Raw genomic sequence first — 14,458 nt, 5'->3', positions numbered from 1 at the left:
TAGGTGGGGAAATTGTTAGAGCTTGAAGGTAACTTATTTGAAGTTATGAAAGAAATTAGGGATGAGTTAGGTTCACCTAATGATTTAACAATTAGAGAAGTTGCTCTTGCTGGGAGTTTTACACGTTGTGCGGTTGTGTTTTTATGTGGATTGACAGATAAGGATAATGTTTATAAATATGTCATTCGCACACTGCAATACGAAGAAATTATAAATGAGGAAGCTGTTGTTCAAACGTTATTGGATCGTTTTATTTCTATCGCAGAAGTGGGCGTAAAGACGAAGTTTCCAGATATTATGAATGCGATATTAGCGGGAGATACAGTTATATTAATTGATAATATTCAAACCGCTATCGTCATTAATAGTAGGGCCTGGGAGAAGCGAAGTTTAGAACCACCAGTGACAGAAGATTTAATACGCGGACCGAGAGTTGGATTAAATGAAGATATTAATGTGAATAAAATGTTAATCCGACGCAGTTTACGCGATCCAAAGTTGAGGTTCCAATCTTATATTATGGGGAAGCGATCGCAGAAAGAAGTAACCCTAGTATATATAGAAGATATTATTAATCCTCACATTGTAAAAGAGCTAGATCGCCGTCTTCAATCAATAGTGACAGATGTCGTTTTGGAAACAGGTACGATTGAACAATTAATTCAGGATAATAATTTATCCCCATTTCCACAGTTTTTGAATACAGAGAGGCCTGATAATATTATAGCCTCATTAGCGAAAGGGAAGGCGGCAATTTTAGTAGACGGATCCCCGTTTGCTCTTATTGCACCACTTGTGTTTGTTGATATTTTTCAATCTGTAGAAGATCATTACGAGCGCTGGGTGATTGGAACGTTATTAAGATTTTTACGTATGGGTTCAGGCATAATTGCGGTTTTGTTACCAGCTATGTATGTAGCGCTTGTATCTTATCATCAAGGACTTATTCCTTCTAAACTGGCTTATTCAATTGCAGGTGCGAGGGAAGGTGTTCCGTTTCCTGCATATATTGAAACGTTAATGATGGCCTTGACTATGGAATTAATACGAGAAGCTGGAATCCGATTGCCGAAACCGATGGGACAAACGATAGGGATTGTAGGAGGTCTTGTAATTGGAGAAGCTGCGGTAAATGCAGGGATTGTAAATCCGTTTTTAGTTATTATTATTGCAGTTACTGCGATTGCTACGTTTTCGCTTCCTGTATATAGTATTACGATTACGTTCCGAATTTTACTTTTCGTCTTTGTATTAGCTGCAACGGCTTTTGGGCTGTATGGAATCATTCTAGCTCTGATCGCACTTGCTATTCATATTACAAATTTAACAAGTGTTGGTATACCGTATACAACTCCAATTGCTCCTGCATTTTATAAAGATTGGAAAGAAGAATTTATTCGCATGCCAAAATCGATGTTGAAAGATAGACCAGAGTACTTACAAACAAAAGATTCTACAATACGTCCAAAGGAGCGAAAATAAGTGAAACCATTTGAGTATGGCGATGAAGAGATTGGATCTCGTGAAATTGGGTTTGCGGTATCATCGACCATTATTGGTATAGGGGCATTGTCTATGCCAAGAGATATCGCTAACCAAACTTTATTTTCGGACGGTTGGATTATCTTGCTTTTGGGTGGATTGATCTGCGCAGTTTTAGGTTGGTTTGTGACGAGGGTGGCTATCTTATTTCCAAAACAAAATTTTGTTCAATATACGAGTGCGCATTTGACGAAGCCTGTTGCATACACAATTAGTAGCATTTTAGTATTAACGTTTGCTGCTTTGACAGCATATGAATCGCGAATGATTTCAGTTATTTCTCAAACGTATTTATTTAGTGATACACCGATACAACTACTGTCTTTCTTCTTCTTATTAGTTGTTATTTATGGCATAGCAGGATCAAGAGCAGCCTTATTAAGGTTAAATGTTATATTCTTACCTATTGTTTTAATTGCGATAGTGCTTCTTTCTTTATTAAATATAAATTTAGTGGAAATCAATAATTTACTACCAGCTTTTCAAACGAAAGTAAGTCAATACGCTGTTGGAGTTAAAAATTCTATTTTTACGTTTATTGGATTTGAAGTAGCTCTGTTTTATGCGGTGTTACTGAATGATAAGACAGCGAAAAAAGCGCCGATGGCAGTTGCGAAGGCGGTGATGGTAAACGTGTTGTCATACATTTTAATTTATGTAACTTGTATTAGTGTTTTTACGTATATGACAACACGTGGATTGACATATCCAACAATTGAATTAGGGAAAGAAATTGAAATTGGTGGAGGGTTTTTAGAAAGGTTTGATGCGATTTTTTTTACGACTTGGATTATTACAATTTATAACACTACAGCAATGTATTATGACGTCGCATCTTTATTATTTTGTGCTATGTTTCCGAAAGTGAAGAAACATATTTTTATTTTCGTAAGTGCCCCAATTATTTTTATGGTGAATATGATACCTAGTAGTTTGAATACTTTATCAAGTTATGGAACTTATTTAGCTTGGATAGATATGGGGTTTGTCGTGTTAGCACCTTTATTGGTTTTTATTGTATATAAAATAAAAAGAAGGAATGGTAGAAATGAAACACCTTCTTAAAATTATAATAGTTATGTTTTTTGTTGGACCTATTAGTGGGTGTTCTGAGTTACAAGAAATAGAAGAAAGAGGATTTGTAGTAGGTGCAGCCTACGATATTGTGAAGGAAAAGAAAGTGAATCCAATTATGAAAGGGACTTATCAGATGGTACTCCCCAGTAAATTGTCTCAACAGGGTGGACAAGGGAGCGGAGATAGTGAAAATTATATTAACGTAAGTGCGAAAGCAGATAGCGTCTTTGAGCAAATAAGAATAATTGCTAAGAAAATTAGTCGAACATTATTTTTTCCGCATATACAAGTTATTATTTTTTCGGATGAATTACTAGCGAATCCGTATGTTTTGCAAAATACGTTAGACGTATATTTTCGTGATCATGAAATGAGAAGAAATATTCGTTTGTTCGTTTCGAAGAAAAATGCAGAATCTATTTTAAAACAAAGTGCAAAACCTGAAAACTTACCGGCGCAGTATATTGATATGTTAGCTGAACATCCTCCGAAAAACGCTCAAATGATTGAGGCGGCGAGAATTGGTGAAGTACAAGGGAAAATGATTGCAGATCGAAGTTTTGCACTACCTCTCTTAGGGTTAACTAAACAAGGTGTACAAATGGAAGGAGCGGCATTGATCCGTGGAAAGGATAATAAGTGCGTTGGAACTTTGAGTGGAGAACAAACATTAGGAATGAACTATATAATAGGTAAAAAAATTGAAGGTTTCTTTACTGTTCGTAAAAAAAATCAGCTTATTACATATGAAGTTCATAAATTGCGTCGGAAGATTAAGGTGTCTACGGAACATGCTACAAAACCGAAGTTTGATATTCACGTGTTTACAGAAGGGACATTAGCTGAGCTGCATTTTAATGAACCAAAACAAGTGATGAATGAAAAGGTTTTAAAGAAAGAGCTTTCAAAGGAAATGAAGAAGCGTATTGAAAAGTCCATACAGCTTGTTCAAAAAAAATATAAGGTAGACGTATTAGAACTAGGAGAGGTATATAAGAGGCATAATTATAAAGAGTGGAGAAAAATCAGTAAGAATTGGGATCAAGGCCAGAATTATTTTAGTAATGCTGAAATTACTGTTTACGTTCATCCGACGATTGAACATTCAGGTTCAGCTTTACCGAAGAAAGTGAAGTAAGGTGATATAAATTGTTTACTGAATTGGGAATTAGTTGCACAATATTAATGGCGGTGCTTCCCGGAGCTATATATTTCATTCATAAAAAACTCACAACGTATGGAGCGCAGCCGTGGAATACTGATGTACAAAAAAAGAAACCTGAATGATTTTCAGGTTTCTTTCGGACAAAGCATATGTGAAGGGGGATGCCTTCTATGTATGCTTTGTTTTATACAAGCCCTAACCAATGTACCAATTGTGTAGAGAGGAATGTAACAACAATGGCGATAACGGTAGGGATTGCAAACGATAAGAATGTCCATTTTGCACTTTTTGTTTCTTTGTATATGTTAACCAGTGTTGTTCCGCACGGGAAATGAAGAAGTGAGAACAACATTGTGTTTAACGCTGTTAACCAAGTCCAACCATTTTCTAGGAATAGATTTTTAATTTGATTAAAATCATCTATTTCAGTTAAAGCCCCAGTTGATAAGTAAGACATTAATAAAATTGGGATTACAATTTCATTAGCAGGTAGTCCAAGAATGAATGCAGCTAGAATAAACCCGTCAAGTCCTAACATTTTAGCAAATGGATCTAGGAAATTTACAAAATACATAAGTAAGCTTGTGTCACCGATAAAAATGTTAGCAAGTAACCAAGTTAATGCAGCTGCAGGGGCAGCAACAACTATAGCTCGTTTTAAAACGTAGATTGATTTATCGAGTGTTGCGCGAACAATTGTATTCCAAACTTTTGGCTTGCGGTACGGAGGTAACTCAAGTGTGTAGTGAGTTGGAACCCCTTTTAAGGCTGTTTTTGATAGTACCCAAGAAACAGTTAATGTCATAATAACACCAAGTACAACCATTCCAACTACAACGCCAGCAGTAACCAATGTTTGCATACTGCCTGTATAACCAGCAGCCATAAATAGTGAAGCCATTAAAATTAACATAGGCCAGCGACCGTTACAAGGAACGAAGTTGTTCGTTAAAATTGCTAGCATACGTTCACGTGGTGATTCAATGATACGTGTTGACATAATGGCTGCTGCATTACAACCAAATCCCATTGCCATTGTTAAAGATTGTTTCCCGTGTGCGCCGGATCGTTTGAATAAGCGGTCCATATTAAACGCGACACGTGGTAAGTATCCGTAATTTTCTAATAGCGCGAACATAGGGAAAAAGATTGCCATAGGTGGTAACATAACGCTAATAACAGCACCGATACCACGGAACAAACCAAGTATTAAAATGCCATGTAACCATTCAGGTGCATGCGCTGCTTGGAACCAAGATGTTAAATATCCTTCGGCCCATCCGAAGAATTCGGCAATCATATCAGATGGTACGTTAGCGCCTGCAATTGTAAGATAAAAAATAATAGATAAAATACCGAGCATAATTGGGAATCCCCAGATTGGAGATGTGAAAATTTTATCTAGTTTTTCGGAACGATATAATTTATCAGTATTTGTATATTGGACAGATTCTTTACATATGCTTGCAGATGTTCGGTAAATATCTCCGACTATATCATCTCGTATATCTTCTTTTGAAAGTGTTTGTGCATGTTGAATAATATAGTCTAATGGAAGAGCTTTACTGGCTGAGTGAGATTCCATTAATTACGACCTCCCTTACAAGTGGTTCATTATGGTGTTTTTGAAGTGTAGTTAAGAAATTTTTATCTCCATCTAATATACGTAACGCAATCCAACGTGCTGGATACGTATCACCGAACACTTTATAAATTTGTGGTTCTAATTCCTGAATCATATTTTCGATTTTTTCGCTGTAAGTAATTTTAATTGGTGTTGGAATTAGTTTTTTATTTGCTACTTTTGCAATAACATTTAGCAAATGACCAATACCTACTCGGTTACGTGCTGAAATTTTAACGACAGGTACACCAAGTGATTTTGCTAATTTCTTTTCATCGATAACAATCCCTTTTTTCTCGGCTTCATCAATTAAGTTAATGCAAATGACTACATTGTTTGTCATCTCCATCACTTGAAGTGCTAAATTTAAATTTCTTTCCATAGCAGTTGCGTCTATAACAACTACAGTTACTTCTGGTTTTTCAAATATAATATAATCCCTCGCTACTTCTTCGTCTGCGGAATTTGAGTATAGTGAGTAGGTTCCAGGTAAATCTATTAATGTATAATTACTTCCGTTATGTTCATATTCTCCTTCAGCTTTTAAAACAGTTTTTCCCGTCCAGTTTCCAGTATGTTGTTTTAAGCCTGTTAAAGTATTAAATAATGTACTTTTCCCTGTATTCGGGTTACCAGCTAAAGCGATACGATGTTTGCTCATCTGAAATCATCTCCTATTAATACCCCGAAAATAAGGGAGCTTTCTTCTTTACGCAGTGCAATAGTTGTGTTACTCACTTGATAAGCGACCGGATCTCCAAGTGGACTGCGTTGCAATACTTTAATCGTCGCCCCCGGGATAAATCCCAAATCTAATAAGCGTCGTTTCATAGTTCCTTCTAATTGTATCTTCTCAATTTGTACAAACTCTCCTATTTTAAATTCGGAAAGTGGTTTTATATTAGCCGATACCATAAAAGTTACCTCATCTCTATATTTTTAGTTTGAGTTTAAAAAGTTTCCTAAGGTAAACTTTTTGTTAGTAATATAGTAGACTACATTGGATTATGTTGTCAATTAGTACTTTAAAAATATTCATTTATTTTTAGAATTGTTCCAATTTATTTAGTTGTACTAAAAAATATTACTGAAATTATTTTTAATGTGCATAAATTAGGTGTGTAAAAATTACAAAATACAGCGGAATTGTAAATGTAACTTTAACGAAAAGGGAAAAAGAGAGAAAAACATTTACATTGAATTTACATTGTTAAGAATATATTTACATTGCAGTGTAGTTAGTGTGGTTTTTGTTTGGTTATTTAACTATAAATGTTGGGATTTCTAGCTTTTAAGGATTATTATCGTCATTTACTTAAAATTAAAAATTGCTTAACACTCACATAATATTGTTGTCCTACAATGAATTTGTGTTCGAAAGAAAATGAATTCGAAAAGTGATAATCCAAATGGGGGTACAAGACATGGTTATGAAAAAAGGTATTAAATTTTCTTTAGCAGCTTTAGTGGTAGCAGGAGCATTAGTTGGTTGTGGGAAAGCAGAAGATACAACTAGTAAAGACACTGCTAAAGGAAGCGATAATACAAAACAAGAATTATCAGGTACGATTGCAGCGGCTGGTTCTACAGCTCTTCTACCTCTTGCGGAGGAAGCTGGAAAGAAATTCATGGAGAAAAATTCAAAAGTTTCTATTCAAGTTCAAGGTGGCGGTAGTGGAACTGGGATTAACCAAGTGGCATCTGGTGCAGTACAAATTGGTAATTCAGATGTTCCGTCCGGAGATAAAATAAAAGATGCTGAAAAGGCGAAAGAATTAGTAGATAACAAGGTAGCGGGTATTGCATTCGCTCTTGTCGTAAATAAAGATGTAAAAGTTGATAACTTAACAATGCAACAAGTACAAGATATCTTCACTGGAAAAGTAACAAACTGGAAAGAAGTAGGCGGAAAAGATGAAAAAATCAATGTAATTAATCGTCCGGCTTCATCTGGTACACGTGCTACATTTGAAAAAACGATTATGAAAGACGCGAAAATTAATGATGGAACTGGTACAACACAAGATTCTAACGGTGCAGTAGAGCAAGCGATTAACTCTACTCCTGGTTCGGTGAGTTATTTAGCAATGTCTTACATGGTGGGCGAGAAAAAAGGCGCACTACAAACAGTGAAAATTGATGGTGCTGAACCGAAAGTTGAAAACATCGCGTCTGGTAAATATCCATTCTGGTCTTACGAATATATGGTAACAAAAGGTGAAGCGAAGGAAGCGACGAAAGCTTATATCGATTATGTAAAAGGTAAAGATTTTGAAAAGCAAGTAGAAGATATGGGCTACATTCCAATGTCTAAATTAAATAAGTAATAAAATTTTATGGGGCTGGCTGCAAGGCCAGTCCTGTTCATTTCAATCTGTGAAGTGGGGTCTGTCCTGTGATGAAGGGGAAAAAGCAAATTAATTACGTGAAAAGTGAATATATAGGAAGATCACTTGTTACGTTTTGTGGTATTTTTATTGTTTTAATTACATTAGCTATTATTGCGTTTATTTGTGGTAAAGGTATTCAATCTTTTACACAAAGTGGTATCTCATTTACTGAGATGTTAACATCGACAAAATGGAATCCAAATGCTGATCAAGGATCCTTCGGGGCTTTAATTTTCATTGTAGGTTCAACGGTGGTTTCGTTAGGTGCGGTTATTATTAGTGCACCAATTGCTATAGCTCTTGCTATATTCATGAATTTAATTTCGCCAAAGTTTGGAAATAAAGTATTGAAGCCTGTTCTAGAATTGTTAGTTGGTATTCCTTCGGTTGTATACGGATTATTAGGTGTTACGATTTTAGTACCACTATTACGTGATTCGTTTGGGGGAGTAGGCTTTAGTTTAATTGCAGGTATTGTTGTATTAAGTATTATGATTTTACCTACTATTGCTAGTATCGCTTCTGATGCAATACGTTCTGTTCCATTTGATTATTTAGAAGCTTCTTATGGTCTAGGATCAACGAAATGGCAAGCGATTAGCCGAGTGATTGTTCCTGCTGCGAAAAAAGGGATTTTAACAGGTGTTGTTTTAGGCTTAGCGCGTGCTTTCGGTGAAGCGTTAGCGGTTCAAATGGTAATCGGGAATACGATTAAATTACCAGAAGGAATATATAGTCCGACAGCGACGTTAACTGGTATTTTAACAATGGACATGACGAATACATTGAACGGAACTGCTTGGAACAATGCGCTATGGACTTTAGCGATGATTTTACTTGTTATTTCATTCCTGTTTATTTTAGTAATTCGAGCGATTGGGCAAAGAGGTGAGCGATAATAATGAATGCAAGAACGGTAAATAAAGTTTGGACGGGTATCTTTTATGCGGTTGCGGCTTTAGTTGTAGCTTTGCTAGTGTTCTTAGTATTTGAGATTTTACAAAAGGGATGGGGATTTTGGGATCCTAATTTCTTGTTTGGAGAACCAAGCAATACAAGAGCTGGTGGTGGGATTGGTCCGCAGTTATTCAATTCCTTCTACATGCTTGTTATAACGCTTATTATATCTATTCCTCTTGGATTAGGTGCTGGAATATATTTAGCGGAGTACGCAAAACAAGGACGTTTTTTAAATTTTGTTCGTCTATGTATCGAGACGATGGCGTCTTTACCTTCTATTGTTGTTGGTTTATTTGGTTTGTTAGTGTTCGTTACAATGACAGGTTGGGGATACACAGTAATGGGTGGTGCTCTTGCTTTAACTATTTTAAATTTACCAGGTTTAACGCGTGTTTGTGAAAATGCGATTTCAGAAGTTCCTCAGAATGTAAAAGAGGCAAGTCTTGGATTAGGTGCAACGAAGTGGCAAACAATCGCTCGTATTATTATCCCATCGTCATTACCACAAATTATTACAGGGATTATTTTAGCGGCGGGTCGTATATTTGGGGAAGCGGCAGCATTAATTTACACAGCGGGTTTAACATCCCCGATTTTAAATTCAGCAGCGGATTTCTCAAGTCCTGCGCATCCTTTAAATCCGTTTAGACCAGCTGAAACATTAGCGGTTCACATTTGGAAATTAAATTCTGAAGGAGTTATTCCAGATGCGAAGTTGATTGCGACAAAATCTGCAGCTGTATTAATTATTATGGTATTACTATTCAATGTTATTTCACGCTTGATAGCATCTATATTACACAAGCGCTTTACAGGAACGAAAAGAAAAAGTAAAACAACGAAAAAGGTAAAAGCGGCATAAATTATAAAGAAGAACTCTCTATTTATAGGTAGGGGGTTCTTTTGTATTTTAATATAGAAGGAATGGATGTAATGATTGTTGAATTTGTGATTAATTATAAAGAAGAACAGATGTAATTTAGAGAGGAGCTTTAATTTGTTTTTTCTGCAAATGTCAGGTTTTCCTGGGTCAGGAAAATCGACAGTTTCTAAGTATATAGCGAAATTAACAGGTGCTGTAATTATAGATCATGATGTTTTGAAATCCGTGTTGTTAAAATCATTAAAAGTAAAAGGAATTGAATCAACGATTGTTGGTGGGTTTGCGTATGATGCCGAATGGGTATTGATTGATTCTTATTTAGAACAAGGGCATAGTGTTATATTGGATAGTCCGTGTTTATATGAGGGAATGGTTGAAAAAGGGATTGAACTATCAAATAAACATGGTGTGAAATATAAATATATTGAGTGTTATCTTAATGATATGGAAGAGATTAATAGGAGACTGCAAACACGTAAGCGTATGATCAGTCAAATTGAAAAGGTGGAGTCGGAAGTAGGTTTTAAAAAGTGGTTAAATGGTAGTAAAAGACCTTCAAATAATGAATACCTTATTGTGGATTCTAGTAAACCTATAGAGCAATATGTGGAAAAAATGATGGATTATATGACTAAATAGAGAAAAGGCGTTATCTTCATTTGTGAAGATAACGCCTTTTGTTTTTAAATATCAGGTGTTTCTGTAGAAGTGCTTATTTTCCTACGGGAGCGTCTTTTTCTCCCGATTTTATCTAATAGTTCATACATAACTGGAACGACTACTAATGTAAGAGCAGTTGAGACTGCCAAACCGCCGATGACAACGACGGCTAAACTTTTTGATACCATACTTCCTGCTTGGGATTGGCCAAATAGGAGTGGGAGCATAGCAACGATTGTTGTAATAGCTGTCATAATAATTGGGCGTAGTCTAGTAGAACCTGCTTCAAGTAAGGCTTCTCTAGTTTCCATTCCATGTTCCCGATTTTGTTGGACTCTTTCTATTAATACAATAGCGTTTGTAACAACAATCCCGATTAACATTAATGCGCCGATCAAGGAATTTACATCAACAGGTGTTCGTGAAATGATTAATCCTAAAATACCACCGACAGCAGCTAATGGTAAGGAGAATAGGATTGCAAAAGGAGCACGTGCTTGCCCGAAGGTGATAACCATAATTAAATATACAATCCCGATTGCAATCCCCATAATTTTGAATAAATCTGTAAAATTCTCTTGCATAGATTCAGTAGCTCCTGCGATATTTACTTTTGCACCACCAGGTAAATCTAAGTCAGTCATCGCTTTATTTACTGCTGTGTTTACTTTACTCAAATCTTCATTTGAAGCTTCGGCTGTAATTTGGATTGTTTCTTTTCCGTCTTTATGGAAAATTTCTGTTTGTGTTTGTTTTTCTGAAATAGTTGCGATGTCTTTTAAAGGTATTGGTCCATTAATAGGTGATAGTATGTTTGTATTTAAAATATCTTCTTGTTTATTAATGTTTTCTTTTTTGTGTTCTATCATAATAGTAGCTTTTTCATTATTAATTGTAATTTCGCCAATAGGTGATTTCTTCATAAGGAATGCTACTTGTTGCGCAGCTATTTCTGGTGTTAAACCTAGTTGTTCAGCCTTTGTTTGATCAATATGAATTTGCCATTCTTTCTTAGAGTCTTCTAAATTTGTTTTTACTTTAGAAAGATCATCCATGCTTTTTAGTTTTGTTTCAACGATAGTAGCCGCTTCTTTTAAATCCGCTTCGTTAGTAGCTGTTACGTTAAATTGTAAGTTATTGCCGCCGCCAGAGCTTGAATAACTTGTTTTTATATAATCAAGTTCAGCAGGCTCAAAAGTTTTATTTTCCTTTTTTAACTCTTTAATATATTGATCAATATCAGAACCTTTTTTAAAGACCACGAATATACTAGCGAGGTTATTTTTAGTTGTTTGCCCCCATTGTGCATCTTCTGCGCTAGATCCCATTCGTAAAATAACGTCTGTTATATCCGAATTAGAAAGTAATTTCTTTTCAAAATCAAATGCTTTTTGTTTTTGAGATTCAGCATTATAATGGGCTGGAAATGTCATGTTAATAGATAACATTGTGTCGTCTTCAGATTTTATGTTTGCTTTCGGTAGTAATATATAAGCTGCAATTGATCCTACAAATAATAAAAATGCAGTAAGTAGAATAATGAATTTATGAGAAAGAGCCCACTTTAATGTAGCGACATATCGTGATGAAGAACTTGGCTTTCGATGCTTTGTTTTTTTGAGTAGTAAAAAAGCCATAAGTGGAACAACTGTTAGTGCAACGATTAAGGATGATAGTATAGAATATACAACTGCTAATACCATAGGTAACATTAATTTTCCGATTGCTCCTGATACGAGGCCGATAGGTAAAAAAACAGCGACCGTTGTTAAAGTAGAAGAAGTAATTGCGACTGCGACTTCTTTCGTTGCATCGAGAATGATATCTTTAGAGAAAGAATCTTTTTGTAAACGGCGGAAAATATTCTCGATGACAACGATACTATCATCGACGAGACGTCCAACCGCAACAGCTAAACCACCGAGGGTTAAAATGTTAAGCGTAATGTTAGATTGATGTAGTAAAAAGAGTGTTAATAAAATAGATAATGGAATACTGACAACAGCGATGAGTGTTGTTCGGAAGTTACGTAAAAAGATTAAGATAATTAGAGTTGCAGCGATTGCTCCAAGTATTACTTCTTTTCCCATGCTAGTAACAGCATTTTCAACTTGTTCATGGGTTGAAGCCAAAAGTTTAATAGAAAATTGATCTTTATATTCCTTATCTATCTCTTTAACTTTTTTATCAATCTCTTTTCCAATGGCAACTGCATTTTTACTCGGTTCTTTCATGATGATTAATCCTGTGCCTTCTTCTCCGTTTATATGTGAAATTGTATCGTAGTGTTGTTTAATTTCAATTTGAGCAATGTCTTGCAATTTCACTTGGGGTGCCACAGTGATGTTTTTAATGTCATTTACATTTTTTATGTCCCCAATGACGCGGAGGTTGTATTCTTCCTGATTAACAGTAATTGCCCCAGCTGGAGTAGAAGTTTCTTTTCCTTGTAAAACAGTTAGTACCTGCTGTGATGTTACGTTTTTGTTTTTTAATTGGTTCGGATCAAGTACGATAGATAATTCAGAGGTGGATTTTCCGAAAAACATAACGTTGGCAACACCATCAATGTTTTCAAGTTGTGGTACGATTTCTTTTTCAATTTGTTTTTCATCTGCTTTTGAAAAACCGTTTTGTTTCTGGATAGTAATTTGAGCGAGTGGAATCATAGAAGTGTTTAATTGACTAACTACGGGCTTGGTTACATCTTTAGGTAATTTAATTGTATTGACGGCTTTTTCGACTTCGCGTGCTGCATCTTTCATGTTTGCTTTTGATGTATACGCAATGTCGATACGTGATAATCCCTCGTATGTAGAAGAAGTAATGGTGTCGACGTGTTCTAAATTGCGAAATTGTTTTTCGAGAGGATCAGTTACATCCTTTGTCATCGTTTCAGCGTCGAGTCCTTGAGATAAGGTTGTGACGGTAATTGCTGGATTGTCGATACTCGGTAAAAATTCCATAGGTAATTTAGAGCCGGAATAAACACCGAGTATGGAAATGAGAAAAATCATGATGATAATGGCAGCTCGGTTTTTTAATGAAAACTTTGTTAACCTATCCATAAAATAATTCCTCCATTGGTTTATTTATAGTTGAGTGCGTCCTTTCTTACTATATAACAAAAAATGGATATTTTTCATTAATTAAATGTAAAAAAATTCTAACAATATCCTTAAGTTTGTATTAGGATTGGAATGTTGTTAATTTGTAGGGGGTAAATTTTTGAATGAGAAGGAAGGGGATAATGCGCGCGAGTGGCTGTTTAATGTAGACGGGATTTTTTCTTAAGGCTAATTTGTATAGTTATTTTATAGAAGGATAATGATTATAAGCTTTAATATAGAAGAGAATGAAAATTTGGGAAGGCATTGTGAAATACAATTTGGTTGAACGGAGTGTATTAGCATACAATTAGAATAATTATTTTCAGTAGTAAGGATAATAGTTATTTCTATAGAAGAAAGTAGGGTAGATAATTTTTTTATATTTTTATAAAAAAACACTTGTTATTTAAAAAGTGTGATGGTATATTAATAAACGTCGCTGATGCGGAAACGCAGAAAACGACAAAAAAGAAATTTTAAAACTTAGTTGACATCGAAAAATTAAGATGTTAATATGATGAAGTCGCTTCTGAAGCGGCGGACAAGTTCTTTGAAAACTGAACGAAACAAACAACGTGAAACGTCAATTTTTATTTTAGATGCTAGACAAACTAACTTTATTGGAGAGTTTGATCCTGGCTCAGGATGAACGCTGGCGGCGTGCCTAATACATGCAAGTCGAGCGAATGGATTAAGAGCTTGCTCTTATGAAGTTAGCGGCGGACGGGTGAGTAACACGTGGGTAACCTGCCCATAAGACTGGGATAACTCCGGGAAACCGGGGCTAATACCGGATAACATTTTGAACCGCATGGTTCGAAATTGAAAGGCGGCTTCGGCTGTCACTTATGGATGGACCCGCGTCGCATTAGCTAGTTGGTGAGGTAACGGCTCACCAAGGCAACGATGCGTAGCCGACCTGAGAGGGTGATCGGCCACACTGGGACTGAGACACGGCCCAGACTCCTACGGGAGGCAGCAGTAGGGAATCTTCCGCAATGGACGAAAGTCTGACGGAGCAACGCCGCGTGAGTGATGAAGGCTTTC

General features: G+C 35.8%; 12 protein-coding genes and 1 rRNA gene (1 of these 13 cut by a window edge). 9 read left to right on the top strand and 4 right to left on the bottom strand.

Features of this window, described 5'->3' with window-relative positions:
- Positions 1–3 precede the first annotated feature (3 nt).
- Genes gerLA through MKY38_RS18690 form a run of 4 tightly spaced genes read left to right on the top strand, consistent with a single transcriptional unit; the run spans position 4 to position 3,906 of the window.
- Positions 4–1,482, top strand: coding sequence for a spore germination protein GerLA (gene gerLA / locus MKY38_RS18705; RefSeq protein ID WP_002023287.1), 1,479 nt, complete (start codon positions 4–6; stop codon positions 1,480–1,482).
- Positions 1,483–2,607 (top strand): spore germination protein GerLB, encoded by a 1,125-nt coding sequence (gene gerLB / locus MKY38_RS18700; RefSeq protein ID WP_000802003.1) that lies wholly within the window; start codon positions 1,483–1,485, stop codon positions 2,605–2,607.
- Positions 2,591–3,757, top strand: coding sequence for a Ger(x)C family spore germination protein (locus MKY38_RS18695; protein WP_000681619.1), 1,167 nt, complete (start codon positions 2,591–2,593; stop codon positions 3,755–3,757). Before gerLB ends, MKY38_RS18695 begins: the two co-directional genes overlap by 17 nt.
- Before the next feature lie 11 nt (positions 3,758–3,768).
- Positions 3,769–3,906, top strand: a complete 138-nt coding sequence (locus MKY38_RS18690) for a hypothetical protein (RefSeq protein ID WP_000493725.1) — start codon at positions 3,769–3,771, stop codon at positions 3,904–3,906.
- A 62-nt stretch (positions 3,907–3,968) separates the two neighbouring features.
- Here the strand turns inward: MKY38_RS18690 and MKY38_RS18685 are convergent, their stop codons facing one another.
- The 3 genes from MKY38_RS18685 to MKY38_RS18675 are packed head-to-tail and all read right to left on the bottom strand — an operon-like array spanning position 3,969 to position 6,323.
- Positions 3,969–5,369: a nucleoside recognition domain-containing protein gene (locus tag MKY38_RS18685; RefSeq protein WP_000443605.1), complete on the bottom strand. Its 1,401-nt coding sequence runs from the start codon at positions 5,367–5,369 to the stop codon at positions 3,969–3,971.
- Entirely contained in the window at positions 5,347–6,069 is a 723-nt protein-coding gene (locus MKY38_RS18680; RefSeq protein ID WP_000033865.1) for a FeoB small GTPase domain-containing protein, read from the bottom strand. Before MKY38_RS18680 ends, MKY38_RS18685 begins: the two co-directional genes overlap by 23 nt.
- A complete protein-coding gene (locus MKY38_RS18675; RefSeq protein ID WP_000252982.1) occupies positions 6,066–6,323 on the bottom strand; it encodes a FeoA family protein in 258 nt (85 codons plus the stop codon). The genes MKY38_RS18680 and MKY38_RS18675 overlap by 4 nt, the downstream gene beginning before the upstream one ends.
- A 509-nt stretch (positions 6,324–6,832) precedes the next feature.
- Here MKY38_RS18675 and MKY38_RS18670 point away from each other — a divergent pair.
- From MKY38_RS18670 to MKY38_RS18655, 4 genes are all read left to right on the top strand, one after another.
- Entirely contained in the window at positions 6,833–7,735 is a 903-nt protein-coding gene (locus tag MKY38_RS18670) for a phosphate ABC transporter substrate-binding protein PstS family protein (RefSeq protein WP_000245108.1), read from the top strand.
- Between the two features lie 71 nt (positions 7,736–7,806).
- Positions 7,807–8,697 (top strand): phosphate ABC transporter permease subunit PstC, encoded by an 891-nt coding sequence (gene pstC / locus MKY38_RS18665; protein ID WP_000676676.1) that lies wholly within the window; start codon positions 7,807–7,809, stop codon positions 8,695–8,697.
- A gap of 2 nt (positions 8,698–8,699) precedes the next feature.
- Entirely contained in the window at positions 8,700–9,620 is a 921-nt protein-coding gene (gene pstA, locus MKY38_RS18660) for a phosphate ABC transporter permease PstA (protein ID WP_000994141.1), read from the top strand.
- 135 nt (positions 9,621–9,755) lie between these two features.
- Positions 9,756–10,280, top strand: a complete 525-nt coding sequence (locus MKY38_RS18655; RefSeq protein ID WP_065223110.1) for an AAA family ATPase — start codon at positions 9,756–9,758, stop codon at positions 10,278–10,280.
- Positions 10,281–10,324: 44 nt separating this feature from the next.
- Here the strand turns inward: MKY38_RS18655 and MKY38_RS18650 are convergent, their stop codons facing one another.
- Entirely contained in the window at positions 10,325–13,369 is a 3,045-nt protein-coding gene (locus tag MKY38_RS18650; RefSeq protein WP_114556152.1) for an efflux RND transporter permease subunit, read from the bottom strand.
- Positions 13,370–14,028: 659 nt separating this feature from the next.
- Here MKY38_RS18650 and MKY38_RS18645 point away from each other — a divergent pair.
- A 16S ribosomal RNA gene (locus MKY38_RS18645) occupies positions 14,029–14,458 on the top strand (it continues 1,122 nt past the right edge of the window).

The organism is Bacillus sp. FSL R5-0585 (assembly GCF_038004545.1).
Lineage (GTDB): Bacteria > Bacillota > Bacilli > Bacillales > Bacillaceae_G > Bacillus_A > Bacillus_A cereus.
This window is presented reverse-complemented; position numbering and strand designations above follow the sequence as displayed.

What these genes read in the sequence shown, in the direction of transcription:
- MKY38_RS18685 (WP_000443605.1), bottom strand. Translation starts at nt 5,369, where the DNA reads ATGGAATCTCACTCAGCCAGTAAAGCTCTTCCATTAGACTATATTATT.
- MKY38_RS18650 (WP_114556152.1), bottom strand. Translation starts at nt 13,369, where the DNA reads ATGGATAGGTTAACAAAGTTTTCATTAAAAAACCGAGCTGCCATTATC.
- MKY38_RS18675 (WP_000252982.1), bottom strand. Translation starts at nt 6,323, where the DNA reads ATGGTATCGGCTAATATAAAACCACTTTCCGAATTTAAAATAGGAGAG.
- MKY38_RS18695 (WP_000681619.1), top strand. Translation starts at nt 2,591, where the DNA reads ATGAAACACCTTCTTAAAATTATAATAGTTATGTTTTTTGTTGGACCT.
- MKY38_RS18670 (WP_000245108.1), top strand. Translation starts at nt 6,833, where the DNA reads ATGGTTATGAAAAAAGGTATTAAATTTTCTTTAGCAGCTTTAGTGGTA.
- pstC (WP_000676676.1), top strand. Translation starts at nt 7,807, where the DNA reads ATGAAGGGGAAAAAGCAAATTAATTACGTGAAAAGTGAATATATAGGA.
- MKY38_RS18680 (WP_000033865.1), bottom strand. Translation starts at nt 6,069, where the DNA reads ATGAGCAAACATCGTATCGCTTTAGCTGGTAACCCGAATACAGGGAAA.
- pstA (WP_000994141.1), top strand. Translation starts at nt 8,700, where the DNA reads ATGAATGCAAGAACGGTAAATAAAGTTTGGACGGGTATCTTTTATGCG.